The organism is Flavobacterium sediminilitoris (genome assembly GCF_023008245.1).
GTDB lineage: Bacteria > Bacteroidota > Bacteroidia > Flavobacteriales > Flavobacteriaceae > Flavobacterium > Flavobacterium sediminilitoris.
This window is the reverse complement of the sequence record NZ_CP090145.1, coordinates 1187245-1205683: the sequence shown is the minus strand read 5'-3', so window position 1 is coordinate 1205683 and position 18439 is coordinate 1187245. Positions and strand designations below refer to the sequence as shown.

Below are 18439 nucleotides of genomic sequence, written 5' to 3'. Positions count from 1 at the left end.
TTAACATTAAAATAATAAAAACAACGTAAACACTTATTACAACTCTTCAATTTTAATATTTAATTAATAATTAAATAAAGTCTTTTAAAATCTAATATTTGATTTTTGCTAAAATTTAAATATAGAAATAATGAGTCAAAAGGATTTATCAAGAAGACGCTTTTTAATCAATTCAATTTTAACAACTGGAGGAATCCTTTTATCTCCAAATTTTATAAGTTGCACAGATGATGATACTATTTTTGGTATACCTGAAGATTATTCATCTGACCTTTTTTCTCATGGAGTTGCTAGTTTTGATCCAACACATAATCAGGTAATAATTTGGACAAGATACAATACTGGTAAACCGGAAGTTAAAATATATTGGCAAGTAGCTTATGATAGTAATTTTGAAACTGTTTTTAGAAATGGAGAAGTAATTACTGATAACACTAGAGATTATACTGTAGCTATTGAACTCCAAAATTTAGACGCTAATAAAAAATTGTATTATCGTTTCTTTAATCAAGAAGATAGAAGTGTTTCTGTTGTTGGAGAAACCATCACACTACCTGTTTCAACAAATACTATTAAATTAGCTGTTTGCTCTTGTGCTAATTATCCAGCTGGATTATTTAATGTATATAAAGCAATGGCAAATTCTGATGCAGATATTATTATACATCTAGGCGACTATATTTATGAATATGCTGAAGACCAATATGGAACTAATGAATATACTGGTGTTTTAGATCGTAAACATATTCCTGCAAATGAAATTCTAACTTTACAAGACTATAGATCTCGTTACAAACAATATCGTTCAGACAAAAATTTACAATTAGCACATCAAAAGAAACCTTTTATTTGTGTTTGGGATGATCATGAAATTGCAAATGATACTTATAAAAATGGAGCAGAAAATCATCAAGCAAATGAAGGTAGCTTTGAGACAAGAAAAGCTGATGCTATAAAAGCGTATAGTGAGTTTTTACCTATGAAAACAAATGACATTAATTTAATTTATAGAAATTTCAATATTGGAAATTTGGTAAACTTAATAATGTTAGATACTAGAGTTATTGGAAGAGATAAACAATTAAACTATGCTGATTATTATGATACTTCTGGAAATTTCAATGTTGCCAATTTCCAAACAGATTGGTTAAACCCTAATAGAACACTACTTGGAACTACACAACGAAATTGGTTAATTTCTCAAGTTACAGGGAGCAATGCACAATGGCAGGTTTTAGGGCAACAAGTATTAATGGGTAAAATGATGATTCCAGCAGAATTATTATCAACATTAGCAGCCATTCAATATGAAGTAGAACTAACTGGTTCGGCTTCTACTAATACTTTACAGCTCTTTCAACAACAAATTACAGAATTAGTAACAATAAAATTACGCTATGTAAATGGAGATCCAACCCTTACTAGTTCTGAGATTGCCAGAATAAATACTGTTTTACCTTATAATTTAGATGCTTGGGATGGTTATCCTGTAGAAAGAGAAATTCTCTATAGCAACTTTGCTGGTAAAAAAATAGTTTGTTTAGCAGGAGACACTCATAATGCATGGTATAGTAACTTAACAGATAGCAACTCTAATGATAAAGGAAAAGAGTTTGCTACTTCATCTGTAACTTCTCCTGGATTGGAAGAATATTTAGGTATTAATGAAGCAAGCATTACTGGTTTTGAAAATGCTATGCAAATTCTAATCGATGACCTTAACTATCTAAATGCTTCAGATAGAGGCTACCTTTCCGTTTCCTTTACATCAAATACCGTTGAATCTAAATGGAATTTTGTAAATACTGTTTTTAACGAGAATTTCTCTGAAAATACTGAAAGGGTTGAATCTTACTCTATTTAATTTATCTTATACTAAAAAAGACTGTTTGAAATTTCAAACAGTCTTTTTTAGTATTTAAATGTGATTTTTAAAAATTATTTTTCTTCTACAAAATTCTTTAATCACACTACTTATATTATTTAAAACTAGCTTTCCTTTTCTCTAAAAAAGCAGTTGTTCCTTCTTTAAAATCTTCAGTTCCAAAACAAGCTCCAAAATTCTCAATTTCTACAGCATAACCATTTACACCATCTTTAAAATTAGCATTGATTGCTTGAATTGCTTTTGAAATAGCGGTACTTGAATTTCTAGCAATTTTAGACGCAATTCCTTTCGCTAAATCTAGTAATTCTCCTTGCGGTACAACATGATTTACAAGACCATAATTTTTAGCCATTTCAGCATCTATCATTCCAGCAGTCATAATCATTTCCATTGCTCTTCCTTTTCCAACTAATTGGCCTAAACGTTGTGTTCCGCCATAACCAGGAATTACTCCAAGTGTTACTTCTGGTAATCCCATTTTAACATTGTCTGATGCTACTCTAAAATGACAAGCCATAGCCAATTCCAAACCACCTCCTAATGCGAAACCATTTACAGCCGCTATAACAGGTGTACTTAAATTTTCCACAAAATCAAACAATAATTCTTGTCCTTTTGCTGCCAGCTTCTCACCTTCTTCTTCAGAAAAATGTGCAAATTCTGATATATCAGCTCCTGCTACAAAAGCCTTTTCTCCACTACCTGTTATGATAATTGCTTTTACAGATGAATCCGTGCTTAACGATTTAAAACCTTCATGTAATTCTTGAATGGTTACTTTATTTAATGCGTTTAACTTTTCTGGTCTATTAATTGTGATAATTGCAATATTTTCTTGTTTTTCAATTAAAATATTCTCCATTTTTATTTATTTTATTATGATTTAATTGGAAAAGAAACGATGAATTCTGTTCCTTTCCCCTCTTCACTTTCAAAAGTAATTGTTCCGTTATAATTCTCAATAATATTTTTAATAATAGCTAACCCTAATCCCATTCCGCTAGATTTTGTAGTAAATTTTGGCTCAAAGATTCTTGCTTTATTGCTGTCTGAAATTCCTTTACCATTATCTTTAACTTTAATTTTAACATTAGTATCTTCTTTATAAACACGAACTAGAATTGACTTTTCCTCTTGTTCTTCTGGAATAGATTGAATAGCATTTTTAACCAAATTAGTTATAACTCTAATTAATTGTGTTCTATCTAGATTAGCAATTATTTCTTTGTCTAAATAAGAATATTGAATATAGTTTTCGTTAAAAATATCTAATGCTAATTGTACAATCTTAACAACATTTAAGGTTTCGTTTTGTTGAGCAGGCATTGATGCAAAATTAGAAAAAGCACCTGCTACCGAACTCATTGTGTCAATTTGTTGAATCAAAGTTTTAGCAAAATCATCTAGCTTTTCTTTCGCTTTAGGGTCATTTATATCAAACCTTCTTTGATAACTTTGCACAGTAAGTCGCATAGGTGTCAATGGATTTTTAATTTCATGCGCCACTTGTTTCGCCATTTCTCGCCAAGCTTGTTCTCTTTCACTCTGAGCTAATTTCATAGCACTATCTTCAAGCTTATCAACCATACTATTATAAGAATGAATTAATAAATTTATTTCTTTACTTCCTTCTTCTAATTCTATCTTTTGATTTTGCTGATTAAAATTTGTCTCTTGAATTTTATCCGAAATTAATTTTAATGATTTGGTGATATAACTTGATAAAAAATAAGATAAAAAAATTGCGATTAGAAACATTAAAAAATAAATCTGACTAAATCGAATTAAAAAATTTCGAATTTCATTATCATAAAAAGTAGTATCTTCTTCGTAAGGAAGATTTAATATAGCAAGTGGCTTAAATTTATTATCTTTTATATAACTATATGAAGATCTATACGATAAACTATCAATTGTTGTAAATTCAACATATCTTTTTTCAATTGTACCTCTTAATATTTTTAATGTAGATGGATTAATTTTGGGTTTAATACTATCTAACTTAAAAACGGCTTTTGATGAAATTAATAAATTACCATCTAAATCGAAAAAATTGATTTCAAGGCTATGAATATCAGACAATTCATGTATTTTTTCTTTAAATATATACTGAATATTTTCTGTTGTAAGCTGATAAGTAGTGTTTTCTAATATATAATTAATGTGTTCTACAATTGCATTTTCTTTTCGTTCCAATCTATCTTGATGATATTCTCGCGCTTCTTTTTTAAATTGATAATATGAAACTAATGCTATAAGTATAGATGCTATAAGTGTTAAGAATATCATGGATAAAAATATTCTTAATTGTAATGAAATTTGTTTTATATTAAAAATAGCAAACACTTATATATTATTTTTTATTTTTCTCTCTTATTCTTTTATAAAACTTAAAACCAATCATTATTAAAATAGAGAAACTAATAATACCTATTACACCATAAATCCAATTAATTGCGTTTTTCAAGATTACTAAAAAAACTACTGCAAACAAGATTATAGTAGCTCCTTCATTCCAAATCCTAAAAAAACTCGATGTATGTTTTACTTCTCCCTTTTGTAATTGATTAAATATTTGATGACATTTAGCGTGATACATATAAAGTAACAAAACAAATGCCAGTTTTACATGCATCCAAGCTTGTGTTAACCAAGCTGGATTTAAGTACAATAAATAAAAAGCAAAAAAACTAGCCAAAACAGCACTCGGCCATGTAATAATATACCATAATCGATATTGCATTAATTGATATTGTTTAATTAAAATATCTTGTTCTGGTTGTGGTTTTTGCTTTGCTTCTGCATGATATACAAATAAACGAACAATATAAAATAATCCTGCAAACCAAGTTATAACAAATATAAGATGTAGAGCTTTGATATAATTATATTCCATCTTGTGCTAAGGTTAATTTCTGTTTCATTTCCTTTCTTAAAAAAAAAGCAGTTACTAATGTAGATAAAATATCAGCAATAGGAAAAGAAATCCATACTCCAAAAATACCATAATAATTTGGTAAAACAAGTACTAGTGGGATTAAGAAAAATCCTTGTTTTGTAAGTGTTAATAATAATGCTGGAATTGCTTTTCCTGCTGCTTGAAAATAAGCGGCTCCAATTAGTTGTATGGCAATAATTGGCGATGCTGCAAATACAATTCGTAGTGCATTTGGTGTTTCAGAGATTATTTTGGCGTCTTTTGTAAAAACGGCAACAATAGGTTCTGAAAAAATTAAAATTACTATAAAAATTACTGTTGCTAAGAATGCAGCCCATTTTATTGATGTTGTAATAGTTTTATTTACTCTTGAGTATTGTTTTGCTCCATAGTTATATCCAGCAATAGGAAGAAACCCTTGTGTAACTCCTAATATTGGAAACAATGCAAACATTAACATTCTACTTATAATTCCATAAATAGCTACAGAATCTTCACCACCATGAACAAAAAGAGTATGATTTAATATAATAGATAAAATAGCAACAACACCTTGCCTAGAAAAGGTTACAAAACCTAAAGATGCTATTTCAGAAACAATTTTATTATTTAATATAAGATGCTTCAATTGAAATCGTAACTCACTTTTATAAATAAAAAACCATAGTATAAAAACAAAACACATAAAATATGAAATAGACGTTGCTAATGCTGCTCCAAACATTCCTAAATTGAAAAATTTAATAAAAACAACATCTAAAATAATGTTACTGAAAGCAGGAATAATCATAGCAATCATAGCAAATTTAGGTTTACCTTCTGCTCTAATTACAGTATTTCCCATCATACTAAGCGCTAAAAAAGGAACTCCATATAAAACAGGAATAAAAAACTCTCTTGCTGGCAACATTATCGCGCCATTAGCCCCAAAAAGCAATAATACTTCATCTGAAAAAAACAGTCCGACTATGACCGATACTAGGGCAAGCGAAAGTGTTAACATAATTTGATTTCCAAATGTATGTAATGCTTTTTCTTTATTATTTGCTCCTAGTGCTCTTGAAATTATTGAACTCCCTCCTATTCCAAGTGCCATTCCTAAAGAAGAAATTAAAAAAGTAATTGGCAATACAACAGAAACTGCTGCTATTGCCAATGCTCCTATCCACTGTCCTACGAAGATTGTATCTATTAAAATATTTATTGACATAAACAAAATTCCAATAGATGCTGGAACAGATTGTTTTATCAATAATTTTTTTATGTCTAATGTTCCTAATTCTGTTGAAGAAACTGCCATTATACTATTTGTTCTTCTGTTTGAAAAGCCCATTGATCTATCCAACGGCTTAATGTTTTACACCAATCATCATCATCATTTAAACAAGGAACAGCTTTAAATTCTTCACCACCGTGTTCTTTAAACTGATGATTTGCTTCCATTGCTATTTCTTCTAATGTTTCCAAACAATCTGATACAAAGGCTGGAGTTACAACTGCTAATTTTTTAATACCTTTTTCTGGCATTTTATTAATCTCTACATCTGTATAAGGTTCTAACCATTTATCACCTGCTAAACGAGATTGAAATGTTTGACTATATTTACCTTCTTCTATTCCTAAAAACGCAACAACTTGTTTTGTGGTTTCAAAACATTGATGACGATAGCAAAATTCATGAGCTGGAGAAGGTGTATTACAACAACTTCCGTCTATTTTACAATGACTCTTTGTAACATCTGTTTTACGAACATGACGCTCAGGAATTCCATGATAAGAAAATAATAAATGATCATACTCAAACCCTTCTAAATGTTTTTTAATAGAATTTGATAAGTCTCTAATATAATCTTTTTGATTATAAAACGCTGGAACTATAGTGAAGTTCATGTGAGGAAATTTCTTCTTACGCAATTCTTCTGCTAATACCAAAATAGTTACCGTTGAAGCCATTGCATGCTGTGGATATAACGGAAACAATAAAACTTCTGTTACCCCTTTATCACTTAACTCTTGTAGCCCAGACTCAATGCTTGGGTTCCCATATCGCATGGCTAAAGATACTGGAACGCTCACATCTTGTTCTACCTTAGCTTTCATCCTTTTTGAAAGAACAATAAGTGGAGAACCTTCTTCCCACCATATTTTTTTATAAGCTTCTGCTGACTTTTCTGGTCGTTTTCTTAAAATAATACCTCTTACTAATAAAGCACGTAATAAAAACGGAACATCTATGACATATTTATCCATTAAAAATTCATCCAAATAGGGTTTTACATCTTTTGGAGTTGGACTTTCCGGTGAACCTAAATTTACTAATAATACTCCCTTCATTATATTTTATTCTTTAATAATTTTATTTATAAATTTTCAATAAAAGTAATTAAACTTAATTTTTAATAGATTTGAAAAACAACTTTTTTATTTATTCTTATATTCGATAAATTGATACTAAACATTTTCATAATTATCAAACATTCAAATTTAAGTTCATTAAATATTTTTTTGGCGTTGTTCCAAATTTCTTTTTAAAAGCAGCTATAAAATGACTTGAAGTACTATAGCCTACTTTTAATCCTACTTCATTTACATTGTAAGAACCTGAATCAAGCATTTTTCTTGCATATTCCATTTTATAATCAAACAAGAAACTATATACACTATCTCCATAAATTTGTTTAAAACCTACTTTCAATTTCTTTAAAGTTAATCCAACTTTGTCTGCCAATTCTTGTAAACTAGGTGGTTCTGCCATATTTTCAATAATTACTTCCTTCGCCTTTTTTATTTTTAAAACATTTTCCTCATCAATCAAAAACGGACAATGTTCTGCATTTGGATCTTCATTTTGATTAAAATACAAACTCATTAATTCATATCCTTTTCCTTTTAAATATAAATTTTTAATAGACGAATTTTGATTATAATGAAATATCTGATTTAATACAATTGCCATAGAAGGGCTTATATCTTCTTCTCCATAATATTTTTTATCTAAATTCTCTTGACTTAAAAAAGGAATTAATTCTGCTTCATTTGAAAACAATGCATGGAATTTTTTTATAGAAATTAAAACTGAAATAATCCAAGTTTTAGGACTTACTTCTAAATGCAAAGGCAATTCTTTTTGTGGATTATATAATAATAATGATTTTTCTTCATTTAAATCCAAAGCGTAAGTACCCTGATTAAAAATAAATTTTGCTTTCCCTTTTACATTAAAATGAAATTGAATCAAACCTGTTCTTACTTGTTTTTCAAATCGTTCCATCGTTTTTGTATCATTTTGAAAACGAAGTAAAGTAAAGTCTTGTTCTATTTTTATCTCTTCAAATGAACTCATAGCGTTATTTTTTAAGAAAGGTTTACAGAATATTTTTTTGAATTTATTTAGATTGGTTATAAATAAATAAATTCTAAACAAGCAATTTTACTGCAAAAATAGAGCAAATTATAGAAACTAGTCATAATTTTTACAAAAATTCTGCAATCGACAAAAAAAGTACTTTGAGCGTTATTTTTAATCTATCCTCTATAGTAATTTTGTTTCACTTTAAGGAAAGTAAAATTTATGGATAATAATACAGGATTGAAGCACACTACTTTTTATGCCATAGGGCTAAGTTATAAGAAGGCTGATGCTGAAATGAGAGGGAAATTTAGTTTAGACGAAAAGAGTAAGGAAAACTTACTTTTTCAAGCAAAAAACGAAGGTATAGAAGCGCTAATCTTAACATCGACATGTAATAGAACTGAAATATATGGATTTGCGCAACACCCTTTTCAACTCATAAAATTACTTTGTGAAAACAGCCAAGGAACCGTTGAAGATTTTCAAAAAGTAGCTCATGTATATAAAAACAAAGAAGCTATTAATCATCTCTTTAGAGTAGGAACTGGTTTAGATAGTCAAATTTTAGGTGATTTTGAAATTATCTCACAAATAAAAAACAGTTTTGTTGCTAGTAAAAAATTAGGGCTTGCAAATGCTTATATTGAGCGTTTAGTAAATGCTGTAATTCAAGCTAGTAAAAGAGTTAAAAATGAAACTGAAATTAGTTCAGGAGCAACATCAGTTTCTTTTGCCTCGGTTCAATATATTATGAACAATGTAGAAGAAATTGGATCTAAAAATATCTTATTATTTGGAACTGGAAAAATAGGACGAAATACTTGTGAAAATTTAGTAAAACATACTAAGAATGACCATATAGTATTGATAAATAGAACCAAAGAAAAAGCAGAAAAAATTGCTGGTAAATTCAATCTAATTGTAAAAGAGTATGCCGATTTACAATTAGAAATTCAAAAAGCAGATGTTTTAATTGTCGCAACTGGTGCACAAAATCCTACAATAGATGCTGGTGTTTTAAATCTAAAAAAACCTTTACTTATTTTAGATCTATCCATTCCTAAAAATGTTAATGAAAATGTTTCTTCTATTAATGGTGTTTCATTAGTTCATTTAGATTATTTATCTCAAGTTACTGATGAAACTATTGAAAAAAGAAAGCTACATATTCCTGCTGCTGAAGCTATAATTAATGAAATTATTACAGAGTTTATGAGTTGGACAAAAGCTAGAAAATTTGCACCAACAATTCATTCTTTAAAAGAGAAATTAGCTTTAATTAAACAATCTGAATTAAATTATCAGCGTAAAAAATTAGATAATTTTAATGAAGAACAAGCAGAAATAATAAGTAACCGAATTATTCAAAAAATAACTACTCATTTTGCTAATCACTTAAAAGATGAAGGTACTATGGTGGATGAAAGTATTGAATGGATTGAGAAAGTGTTTCGTTTAAATAATTAAAATTTTCCTTTTGAAAAAAACAATACGTATAGGAACAAGAGATAGTGAATTAGCACTTTGGCAAGCACATACTGTTCAGAAAAAACTAACTGATCTAGGATATGAAACCGAAATAATTGCAGTAAAATCTACTGGAGATTTAATACTAGACAAACCTCTTTACGAACTTGGAATTACTGGAATCTTTACAAAGACTTTAGATGTAGCCATGCTAAAAGGTGAAGTTGATATTGCAGTACATTCTATGAAAGATGTTCCAACTACTTTACCTAATGGATTTATACAAGCTGCTGTTCTAGAAAGAGCAAATGTATATGACATTTTAGTTCACAAAGGCAACCTCGACTTTTTAGAGTCAAAAGGAACAATTGCTTCAGGAAGTTTACGTAGAAAAGCGCAATGGCTACATAAATACCCTACACATACTGTAGAAGATTTAAGAGGAAATGTAAACACACGCTTACAAAAATTAAAAGATAATACTTGGAATGGAGCTATTTTTGCTGCGGCAGGATTAGAACGTATCAATCTAAAACCAGATACATATATAAATTTAGACTGGATGATTCCAGCACCTGCACAAGGAGCAATGCTTGTTGTGGCAATGGAAAGTGACATTTTCTCACAAGAAGCACTTTCTCATTTAAATCATACAGAAACAGAAATTTGTACTCACATTGAAAGACAATTTCTAAAAACTTTAGAAGGTGGTTGTACTGCTCCTATTGGTGCTTTAGCTAAAGTTTACGATGAAACAATTCATTTTGAAGGTGTTTTACACTCTTTAGATGGAAAAGAAAATTATACAATCAAAAAAAGTTGTAATTTTGAAGATTATAAATCTTTTGGAAAAGACTGTGCACAAGAAATTTTAAATAATGGAGGGCGTTTTCTTATGGAAAAACTTCGCACAGCACTCAAAGTGAAATAAATCACTCTAATAATGGAAAGAGAATCTTTACTCAATTATATTTATCGTTTTTTTGATATCATTGTCCTTCTTTTTATTGTTTTTGACTTTGGTTATGATTTCACAGAAAACTTCAATACTCCTCATGTAATTGGCTTGATAATACTTACTTTTTTATTATTGTTTTTTAATACTTTTAAATTTTTTATCTATAAATATAAAAGCAATAAAAAAGTAGCATTAGTAAACATGATTATCATATCTGTTATACTGATAGTTTCTGGTATAATTGCACTGTCTAATACAGATTTCAGTCATCATTATATCCTTCAAAAAATAAAACCCTTTTTAGAAGGAGGTTTAATTGTATATTTTCTTTTAAGATTATTAGTTCTTGTTAGACATATTTATGACATCTATTTTAATCCAGCTATTGTCTTTGTAGGAAGTTTTTTAATTCTTGCACTATCCGGAGCATTTCTATTGATGCTACCAAGTGCAACAACTAATGGAATTAGTTTTACTAATGCTTTATTTACAGCAACAAGTGCTGTTTGTGTTACAGGACTAGCTGTTGTTGATACAGGCAAAGATTTTACAATTATTGGGCAATCTATTATTCTTGTTTTAATACAATTAGGAGGAATTGGTATCTTAACATTTACTTCCTTTTTTGCTTTTTTCTTTAGAGGAAGTTCTTCTTTTAAAGAAGGCTTAAACACTAAAGATTTTATTGCAACTGAAGGGCTAAAGGATGTTTTTAGAGCCGCATTAAATGTAGTTATATTTACTGTTGGTGTTGAAATAGTAGGTGCTTTTTTCATTTATACATCTATAGCTAATAATTATTCTATAGAAAATAAATTTTTCTTTTCGGTATTTCATTCCATTTCAGCATTCTGTAATGCAGGATTTTCTATATTCTCCTCTGGATTATACGATGAAAGCATCCGTTTTCATTATTTTTTCCAATGGATAATCATGGTTCTTATTGTTTTTGGAGGACTTGGACACAATATTATATTTAATTTCTATCAATATATAAAAACGTATGTTTTAGAGTTATTTGATAAAAAATTAATTCACAAACAAATTCCAATAATCACAGTTAATACAAAAATTGTAATTTATACCACGATTATTTTACTTCTTGGTGGATGGGTGTTTTTATTTATCTCTGAATACAACAATACATTGCAAGCTCATCAAACTTTTTTTGGTAAGATTACCACTGCAGCTTTCAACTCCGTAACACCAAGAACAGCAGGTTTTAATGTTGTGGATTATTCAGATATGAAAATTCCTTCTTTATTATTTATTATCTTTTTAATGTGGATAGGTGCTTCTCCTGCTTCTACTGGTGGTGGAGTAAAAACAAGTACTTTTGCATTAGCAACATTAAATATTTTTTCAGTTGCAAAAGGGAAAAATAGAATACAAGTATTTGGCAGAAGAATATCAAGTGAATCAACTTCTAGAGCATTTGCTATTCTATGTATTTCTCTAATTATAATTGGAATTGCCATAATGGCATTATTAATTTTAGAACCAAAAAACACACCATTACTAACTGTGGTTTTTGAGTGTTTTTCAGCATATAGTACAGTTGGGTTAAGTTTAAACTTTACACCTACTTTATCAGAACCTAGCAAATATGTAATTATTGCTGTAATGTTTATAGGAAGAATAGGTATGCTCAATTTAATGATTGGTTTATTACGCCAAATGAATCATCAATTTTATGAATATCCGAAAGAAAATATTTTGATTAACTAAAAAAGTTTCAAATGAAAGTAATTGTTTTTGGGCTTGGAAATTTTGGAATGTCTTTATCATTAAGTCTTACCGAAACTGGTAATGAAGTAATAGGAATAGACAAACAAATGGATAAAATTAATCTTGTAAAAGATAAAATTTCACATGCTATTTGTATGGACTCAACAAATGAATTAGCTTACGATGCTGTTCCTTTGAAAGATGCAGACAAAGTTGTTGTGGCTATTGGAGAAAATGAAGGTGCTGCTATTATAACCACAGCTATCATTAAAAAATTAAGCGATGTAAAAATAATCAGTAGAGCTCTATCTCCTATTCATGACACTGTTCTTGAAGCTATGGGAATTCATAGCATTATTCATCCTGAACAAGATTCTGCTGATCGTTTAACAAAGCAAATTAACTTTAAATCAACTTTAGAAAACTATCAATTAGATAATAACTATACCATTTCTGAAGTAAAAGCTAAGAAAGAATTTTTTGGTAAAACGCTTGAAGAACTAGACTCTATTGATAAGTATAGTTTAACATTAATTACAATTATTCGTAAAAAAGAAAAACGAAACCTAATAGGTAAAAAAACAATTATTAGAGAAACTATAGGTCGTACTACTCCTGAAACTATTGTACAAGAAGATGATATCTTAGTTGTTTATGGTAATAATAAAGATATTGAAATGTACTGTATGGGTCAAGAAGAGTATGATTTAAGAAATAAAAACATTTAAAATGATTTCCATTTTATCTACTAAAAAATTAACATTAACTCAAAAGAAAAAATTTGAAAATTCTGAGTTGAATCTTGTAGATAAAAACTTTATTAAAATAAAAAAAATAGCATTTCAATTAGACCCATTAAACGATATATGTATTTTTACTAGTAAAAATGCTGTAAAAAGTGTCTTAAAAAACAATTCCGTTCAATTAATAAAAACAAAAGAATGTATTTGTGTTGGAATTAAAACAAAACAAAAATTAGAAAAAAAAGGATTTAAAGTTATAGAATATACAAACTATGCTGATGAACTTGCTGAAAAAATTAAAACAAACTACTTAACAAATAGTTTTACCTTTTTCTCTGGAAGTTTAAGAAAAAATACTTTACCCGATTTTTTTAAAGAAAACAACATAAAATACAATGAGATTAGAACTTATGAAACAGTCCTATCTCCTAAAAAAACAATTCATTTTTTCGATGGAATATTATTTTTTAGTCCATCAGGAGTTGAGAGTTTTACACAGAAAAACGCAATTGAAAATCAAATATGCTTTTGTATTGGAACAACAACTGCGAAAGCATTAGAAAATAAAACAAATAATATCAAAATTGCACCTGAACAAACAATTGAGAGTGTAATAAAAGAAGTAACAAAATATTATAAACGCTTATAGCCAAAAGCACAAAAAAATGATTAAAAACGACCTTTTTTTAAGAGCCTTAAATAACGAAACTGTTGAACGACCTCCTGTTTGGATGATGCGTCAAGCTGGAAGATATTTACCTGAATTTATGGCCATCAAAGAAAAATATGATTTTTTCACTAGATGCAAAACACCAGAATTAGCTTCTGAAATTACAGTTCAACCCATAAGAATTATCAAACCTGATGCAGCTATTTTATTTTCAGACATTTTAGTAATTCCTCAAGCGATGGGAATTGATGTCGAATTAGAAGACGGAATCGGACCAGTTTTACCAAATCCAATTCGTAAAGCTTCTGATGTAGACAACGTTTTTATTCCAGATATCAACGAAACTTTAGGTTATGTAATGGATGCTATTGACATGACTCGTGAAAAATTAAATGATGAAGTGCCATTAATTGGTTTCGCTGGTTCACCTTGGACAATCTTTTGTTATGCAGTTGAAGGAAAAGGTTCAAAAAGTTTTGATAAAGCCAAAGGCTTTTGTTTTTCAAATCCAGTTGCAGCTCATTTATTATTACAAAAAATTACAGATACAACCATTTTATATTTGAAAGAAAAAGTAAAACATGGTGTAAATGCTGTTCAAATATTTGATTCTTGGGGCGGTATGCTTTCTCCAACAGATTACACGGAATTTTCTTGGAACTATATCAACCAAATTGTAGACGCTTTAGCTGATGAAACTAAAGTTATTGTATTTGGAAAAGGATGTTGGTTTGCTTTAGATGATATGGCAAAATCAAAAGCATCTGCTATTGGTGTAGATTGGACTTGTTCTCCAAAAAATGCAAGATACTTAACTGGTGGAAAGAAAACATTACAAGGTAATTTCGATCCCTCAAGATTATTATCTCCAATTCCTGTTATCAAGAAAATGGTTCATGAAATGATTGATGAGTTTGGAAAAGATAACTACATTGTAAATCTTGGACATGGAATTTTACCAAATATTCCGGTGGATCATGCAAAGGCTTTTGTTGAGGCTGTAAAAGAGTATAAGAAATAGTTAAAAGTTAACGGTTTTGAAAGATAAATTTTACGCATACATACAAAATTTACAAGACCAAATCTGCAAAGGTTTGGAAAAAATTGATGGAAAAGCTTATTTCAAAGAAGACCTTTGGAGCAGACCAGAAGGTGGTGGTGGAAGAACTCGCGTTATTGAAAACGGAAATGTTTTTGAAAAAGGTGGTGTAAATATTTCCGCTGTTCATGGAAAATTACCTGATTCTATGCAAAAACTTTTCAATGTTGGCGAAGCTGATTTTTTTGCTTGTGGATTAAGCTTAGTCATTCATCCAAAAAGTCCAATGGTACCAACAGTTCATGCTAATTGGAGATATTTTGAAATGTATGATAATAATGGAAATGTAATCAATAGTTGGTTTGGTGGTGGTCAAGATTTAACGCCTTATTATTTATTTGAAGAAGATGCTAAACATTTTCATCAAACATGTAAAACAGCTTGTGACAAACACAACCCTGAATTCTATTCTAAATATAAAAAACAATGTGATAATTATTTTTGGAATGCACACCGAAATGAAGCACGTGGAATTGGTGGATTATTCTTCGACTATTGCAAAGAAACTGAAGAAATGAAAATGGAAGATTGGTACAACTTTGTTACTGAAGTTGGAAATAGTTTTTTATCTGCATATCTCCCAATTGTTGAAAAACGAAAAGATTTATCATACACAGATGTTCAAAAAAATTGGCAAGAAATTCGTCGTGGTCGTTATGTAGAATTCAATTTGGTTCATGATAAAGGAACTTTATTTGGTTTAAAAACAAATGGTCGAATTGAAAGTATTCTAATGAGTTTGCCACCACATGTGCAATGGGTTTATGACCATCATCCTGAAGAAGAAAGTGAAGAAGAAAAATTAATTAAAATATTAAAAGAGCCTATAAATTGGGTTTAAAACATAAAATTTATAATAAGAAAAAAGCTCAACTTAAGTTTAAGTTGAGCTTTTTTTACCTAGCTTTTCAAAATATTAAATCTACTTTTTATTGCTTAAAAATTCTATTAAATCTAACGTTTGTAAAATAATATTTTTATCATCATTAGAAGAGTGTAAACTCATTTCCATGCTGTGTTTATTATTTTCTATTTTTTTTGAAGATTTAAAATCTATCTTTTCAAACTGTTGGCTTACTTTCAACATCTTTGTTGTGTCTTTTCCTAAATCTTCATTTGAAACATATTTAATAATAAGATCTTTCAAATTTACACTTCCTTTCATATAATTTTTCTTCAAGTCTTTTTTCAAATCTCTAGAAAAATCAGAGTTACTTCCGTTAGTAATGTAATTCATTCCATTAGTAAAAACAACTACATCACCCTTTTTAATAAACTTTAAATTCCCCATTTCTTTATCCGCTCCTTTAACCTCATAATATCCATTTCTCTGAATAAGCACTCCTTTTCTAACACCTAAATCGAAAAGTTTATTCCCCATTGTTTTATGTGTTGATGTAAATAATGTTGTAAAAACAGGAATTGTTTTACTAATTGTTTTTTCTACTTCAACCTCTTCATAGTTTTCATCATATTCATAAGTAGTATAAGTTGATTCATATTTTTGAAAATCATGTAAAAACATTGTAACATCACCATCAAAAAGTGTAGAAATAGCTTCTTCATCAATAAATGTAGAAATAAGATCTGTAATTATTTCCATATCTTCTTGTTCTAAATACGGATTTGAAACAGAATATAATTGTTCCGTAATTGCAGGAAAATTAGTTAATAATTCTTTTGAATTAATATGATATGTCATGTAACCTAATGGGTTTTCATTAGGAAAATAATTAAAGATATTATTGTTTATTTTTCGATTTACAACCTTATTCATGATTTCTGCTAAAGAACTAGAATATTCTACAGATTGTTCAATCCTTGCATTATCATTCTCAAAATAAAAATTAAAATTTACTCCCTTAATATAGTTTTTTAATATTCTATCATCATTAATATTTGAGTTTCTGCTAAATATCGATTTAATAACTCCTGTTAATGTTTTTAAATAATTAAAAGAAGACTGATAATTTACCCATGAAGAAATATCTGCTTTAGGATTTATTTTTTCTGAAACTGGAGGCGTAAATCCATTTTTAAAAAGAAAATTAATATGCTGATTTTGCATCTCTTTTCTCTTTAAGTCAGCTTCTTCAATTTCTTTTAAATACTCATTATCGTAAGAATCATAATCATATTCGTAAGAATCATCTGTTTCTATTGCCCATTCAATTTCTTCTTCTACAGGAGCTGGAGGAACTTCTAAAGACTCCTCTTCAACATATTCTTCTTCTTCAACATACTCTTCAACAACATATTCATCTGAATCCTCTGCTTCTACTACTTCAACAGCTTCTTCATCATAAATTGGTGAAACATCATAAAATTGAGAGTAACTATCATTTCTCATTGTTGGTTTAATAAATTCCAAAATGATCAAATAATCGTCATTCCATGCTGTAGAAATGGATGAATTTGAAGCATTATAAACAGAATAAGTATCATAATCAACTATATCCTTTTTAACAGAATCCGTTATTTCTTGATGATTTTGCTTAATATTCTTCATGAATAACGCTTTTACCTCATCTCTGTTTCTAATTGGAATTGTAATTTGATAAAAAGTAATACTATCAGTAAAATTTCCATGAATACTAATATTCTTATTCATATCTATTAAAGATGTATAATCTTTAATATTAAAATCTTTATCTGTTTTTGAAATCTTTTTTATAGCATCATGATTTAGTATTTCATCTAAACTTATTTTTTCAGAAAATTGACTTCCATTAAACTGAACAAAATAATCAAACTCATTAGGCGTCAATTGACCAAAAGCAAATGCACTAGCCAATAGTAATAAAACATTAAAACGTTTTTTCATAATCAAGGGTTAAAATAAATTGTATTATTCATTAAAGTATTGTTTTTTAAAACATTATATACATTTTGTTTTAAAAAAACAGTACGTTTATTTTTAGAAATTTTACTTTTTGGGTTTTTAATATTCGTAACTTCTTTATCAAAAGTATAAATCGAAGTAATATTTGCTGCTTCTAAGTCTTCCTTTTTGTCATCATTCTTTATTAAATTTTTAGGAATAGGATATGATGCAAATCTTTCAAAAGCAGTTGTCTTCGATTCATTAAAATGTGTTATAGGATTCTCTTTATTCATGCTATTTAAAACAGCATTAAGCGCATTTAAATTAGTATACTTAAATTTTAATGTAAAAATATAATTCTTAAAATCATGCTTTGTCAAAATATCCGAAATTCCGTCTATTTTAGACGCTTGTATTCTAAAATCAGATAATTTCTTTTTAATATCTTCCTCACTTGGAATACTTACACCATCAACTTCTTCTAACCAAATAGCAGATCTTGTTCTAAACCATGATTTAGAAAAATCAATAACAAGACTATAATCACCACTTTGGTCACTATTATGTTTAATTCTTTCTGTTATTTCAAAACAACTTGTTAAGAGTAAACATAAGCTTAAAATCATAATTCTTTTCATATTGCAAACTTAAGATTAATAATTTAATATTTTATAATTTTATCTTATATTACTTACAATACAATATCCTCTTTTTACTCGAAATTCGTTAACTTTGCCTACTGAATTTTTTTCAAAAAACACTCTAAATAAAC

General features: G+C 28.5%; 16 protein-coding genes. 8 read left to right on the top strand and 8 right to left on the bottom strand.

The genetic code is table 11. The features are described from left to right. Positions 1 to 130 precede the first annotated feature (130 nt). On the top strand, positions 131 to 1864 hold the full coding sequence (locus LXD69_RS05540) for an alkaline phosphatase D family protein (RefSeq protein ID WP_246918108.1): 1734 nt from the start codon (positions 131 to 133) through the stop codon (positions 1862 to 1864). Between the two features lie 115 nt (positions 1865 to 1979). Here the strand turns inward: LXD69_RS05540 and LXD69_RS05535 are convergent, their stop codons facing one another. The 6 genes from LXD69_RS05535 to LXD69_RS05510 form a co-directional block, all read right to left on the bottom strand. After that, positions 1980 to 2756 carry an enoyl-CoA hydratase/isomerase family protein gene (locus LXD69_RS05535; protein ID WP_246918863.1) on the bottom strand — a complete coding sequence of 259 codons (777 nt, stop codon included), beginning with the start codon at positions 2754 to 2756 and terminating at the stop codon, positions 1980 to 1982. 8 nt (positions 2757 to 2764) lie between these two features. Then, complete coding sequence (locus tag LXD69_RS05530) at positions 2765 to 4177, bottom strand: sensor histidine kinase (RefSeq protein WP_045970152.1); 1413 nt, start codon at positions 4175 to 4177, stop codon at positions 2765 to 2767. Between the two features lie 64 nt (positions 4178 to 4241). Next, entirely contained in the window at positions 4242 to 4784 is a 543-nt protein-coding gene (locus tag LXD69_RS05525; RefSeq protein ID WP_246918106.1) for a CopD family protein, read from the bottom strand. After that, entirely contained in the window at positions 4774 to 6126 is a 1353-nt protein-coding gene (locus LXD69_RS05520; protein ID WP_246918103.1) for an MATE family efflux transporter, read from the bottom strand. The genes LXD69_RS05525 and LXD69_RS05520 overlap by 11 nt, the downstream gene beginning before the upstream one ends. Then, on the bottom strand, positions 6126 to 7160 hold the full coding sequence (gene hemH / locus LXD69_RS05515; RefSeq protein ID WP_045970158.1) for a ferrochelatase: 1035 nt from the start codon (positions 7158 to 7160) through the stop codon (positions 6126 to 6128). Before hemH ends, LXD69_RS05520 begins: the two co-directional genes overlap by 1 nt. A gap of 136 nt (positions 7161 to 7296) precedes the next feature. Further along, positions 7297 to 8169 carry a helix-turn-helix transcriptional regulator gene (locus LXD69_RS05510; protein ID WP_246918097.1) on the bottom strand — a complete coding sequence of 291 codons (873 nt, stop codon included), beginning with the start codon at positions 8167 to 8169 and terminating at the stop codon, positions 7297 to 7299. A gap of 228 nt (positions 8170 to 8397) precedes the next feature. Between LXD69_RS05510 and hemA the strand changes: the two genes are divergently transcribed. From hemA to hemF, 7 genes are read left to right on the top strand one after another with little or no spacing between them, the layout of a single operon-like run. After that, positions 8398 to 9645 (top strand): glutamyl-tRNA reductase, encoded by a 1248-nt coding sequence (hemA, locus tag LXD69_RS05505; RefSeq protein WP_246918095.1) that lies wholly within the window; start codon positions 8398 to 8400, stop codon positions 9643 to 9645. A gap of 10 nt (positions 9646 to 9655) precedes the next feature. After that, positions 9656 to 10576 (top strand): hydroxymethylbilane synthase, encoded by a 921-nt coding sequence (hemC, locus tag LXD69_RS05500; protein WP_246918093.1) that lies wholly within the window; start codon positions 9656 to 9658, stop codon positions 10574 to 10576. 12 nt (positions 10577 to 10588) lie between these two features. Continuing rightward, on the top strand, positions 10589 to 12331 hold the full coding sequence (locus LXD69_RS05495; RefSeq protein ID WP_246918084.1) for a TrkH family potassium uptake protein: 1743 nt from the start codon (positions 10589 to 10591) through the stop codon (positions 12329 to 12331). An 11-nt stretch (positions 12332 to 12342) separates the two neighbouring features. Continuing rightward, positions 12343 to 13059 (top strand): potassium channel family protein, encoded by a 717-nt coding sequence (locus LXD69_RS05490; RefSeq protein WP_045970166.1) that lies wholly within the window; start codon positions 12343 to 12345, stop codon positions 13057 to 13059. Position 13060: 1 nt separating this feature from the next. Beyond that, positions 13061 to 13723, top strand: a complete 663-nt coding sequence (locus LXD69_RS05485; protein ID WP_045970168.1) for a uroporphyrinogen-III synthase — start codon at positions 13061 to 13063, stop codon at positions 13721 to 13723. A gap of 16 nt (positions 13724 to 13739) precedes the next feature. Beyond that, positions 13740 to 14765, top strand: coding sequence for a uroporphyrinogen decarboxylase (gene hemE / locus LXD69_RS05480; protein ID WP_246918082.1), 1026 nt, complete (start codon positions 13740 to 13742; stop codon positions 14763 to 14765). A 16-nt stretch (positions 14766 to 14781) separates the two neighbouring features. Then, on the top strand, positions 14782 to 15684 hold the full coding sequence (gene hemF, locus LXD69_RS05475; protein ID WP_246918080.1) for an oxygen-dependent coproporphyrinogen oxidase: 903 nt from the start codon (positions 14782 to 14784) through the stop codon (positions 15682 to 15684). Between the two features lie 81 nt (positions 15685 to 15765). On the opposite strand, the gene LXD69_RS05470 is transcribed toward hemF, so the two are convergent. Both LXD69_RS05470 and LXD69_RS05465 read right to left on the bottom strand, forming a co-directional pair. Beyond that, positions 15766 to 17667 (bottom strand): hypothetical protein, encoded by a 1902-nt coding sequence (locus LXD69_RS05470; RefSeq protein ID WP_246918078.1) that lies wholly within the window; start codon positions 17665 to 17667, stop codon positions 15766 to 15768. A 2-nt stretch (positions 17668 to 17669) separates the two neighbouring features. Then, positions 17670 to 18305 carry a hypothetical protein gene (locus LXD69_RS05465; RefSeq protein WP_246918076.1) on the bottom strand — a complete coding sequence of 212 codons (636 nt, stop codon included), beginning with the start codon at positions 18303 to 18305 and terminating at the stop codon, positions 17670 to 17672. Positions 18306 to 18439 lie beyond the last annotated feature (134 nt).

What these genes read in the sequence shown, in the direction of transcription:
- LXD69_RS05540 (WP_246918108.1), top strand. Translation starts at nt 131, where the DNA reads ATGAGTCAAAAGGATTTATCAAGAAGACGCTTTTTAATCAATTCAATT.
- LXD69_RS05530 (WP_045970152.1), bottom strand. Translation starts at nt 4,177, where the DNA reads ATGATATTCTTAACACTTATAGCATCTATACTTATAGCATTAGTTTCA.
- LXD69_RS05525 (WP_246918106.1), bottom strand. Translation starts at nt 4,784, where the DNA reads ATGGAATATAATTATATCAAAGCTCTACATCTTATATTTGTTATAACT.
- LXD69_RS05520 (WP_246918103.1), bottom strand. Translation starts at nt 6,126, where the DNA reads ATGGCAGTTTCTTCAACAGAATTAGGAACATTAGACATAAAAAAATTA.
- hemH (WP_045970158.1), bottom strand. Translation starts at nt 7,160, where the DNA reads ATGAAGGGAGTATTATTAGTAAATTTAGGTTCACCGGAAAGTCCAACT.
- LXD69_RS05510 (WP_246918097.1), bottom strand. Translation starts at nt 8,169, where the DNA reads ATGAGTTCATTTGAAGAGATAAAAATAGAACAAGACTTTACTTTACTT.
- hemA (WP_246918095.1), top strand. Translation starts at nt 8,398, where the DNA reads ATGGATAATAATACAGGATTGAAGCACACTACTTTTTATGCCATAGGG.
- LXD69_RS05495 (WP_246918084.1), top strand. Translation starts at nt 10,589, where the DNA reads ATGGAAAGAGAATCTTTACTCAATTATATTTATCGTTTTTTTGATATC.
- LXD69_RS05490 (WP_045970166.1), top strand. Translation starts at nt 12,343, where the DNA reads ATGAAAGTAATTGTTTTTGGGCTTGGAAATTTTGGAATGTCTTTATCA.
- LXD69_RS05485 (WP_045970168.1), top strand. Translation starts at nt 13,061, where the DNA reads ATGATTTCCATTTTATCTACTAAAAAATTAACATTAACTCAAAAGAAA.
- hemE (WP_246918082.1), top strand. Translation starts at nt 13,740, where the DNA reads ATGATTAAAAACGACCTTTTTTTAAGAGCCTTAAATAACGAAACTGTT.
- LXD69_RS05470 (WP_246918078.1), bottom strand. Translation starts at nt 17,667, where the DNA reads ATGAAAAAACGTTTTAATGTTTTATTACTATTGGCTAGTGCATTTGCT.
- LXD69_RS05465 (WP_246918076.1), bottom strand. Translation starts at nt 18,305, where the DNA reads ATGAAAAGAATTATGATTTTAAGCTTATGTTTACTCTTAACAAGTTGT.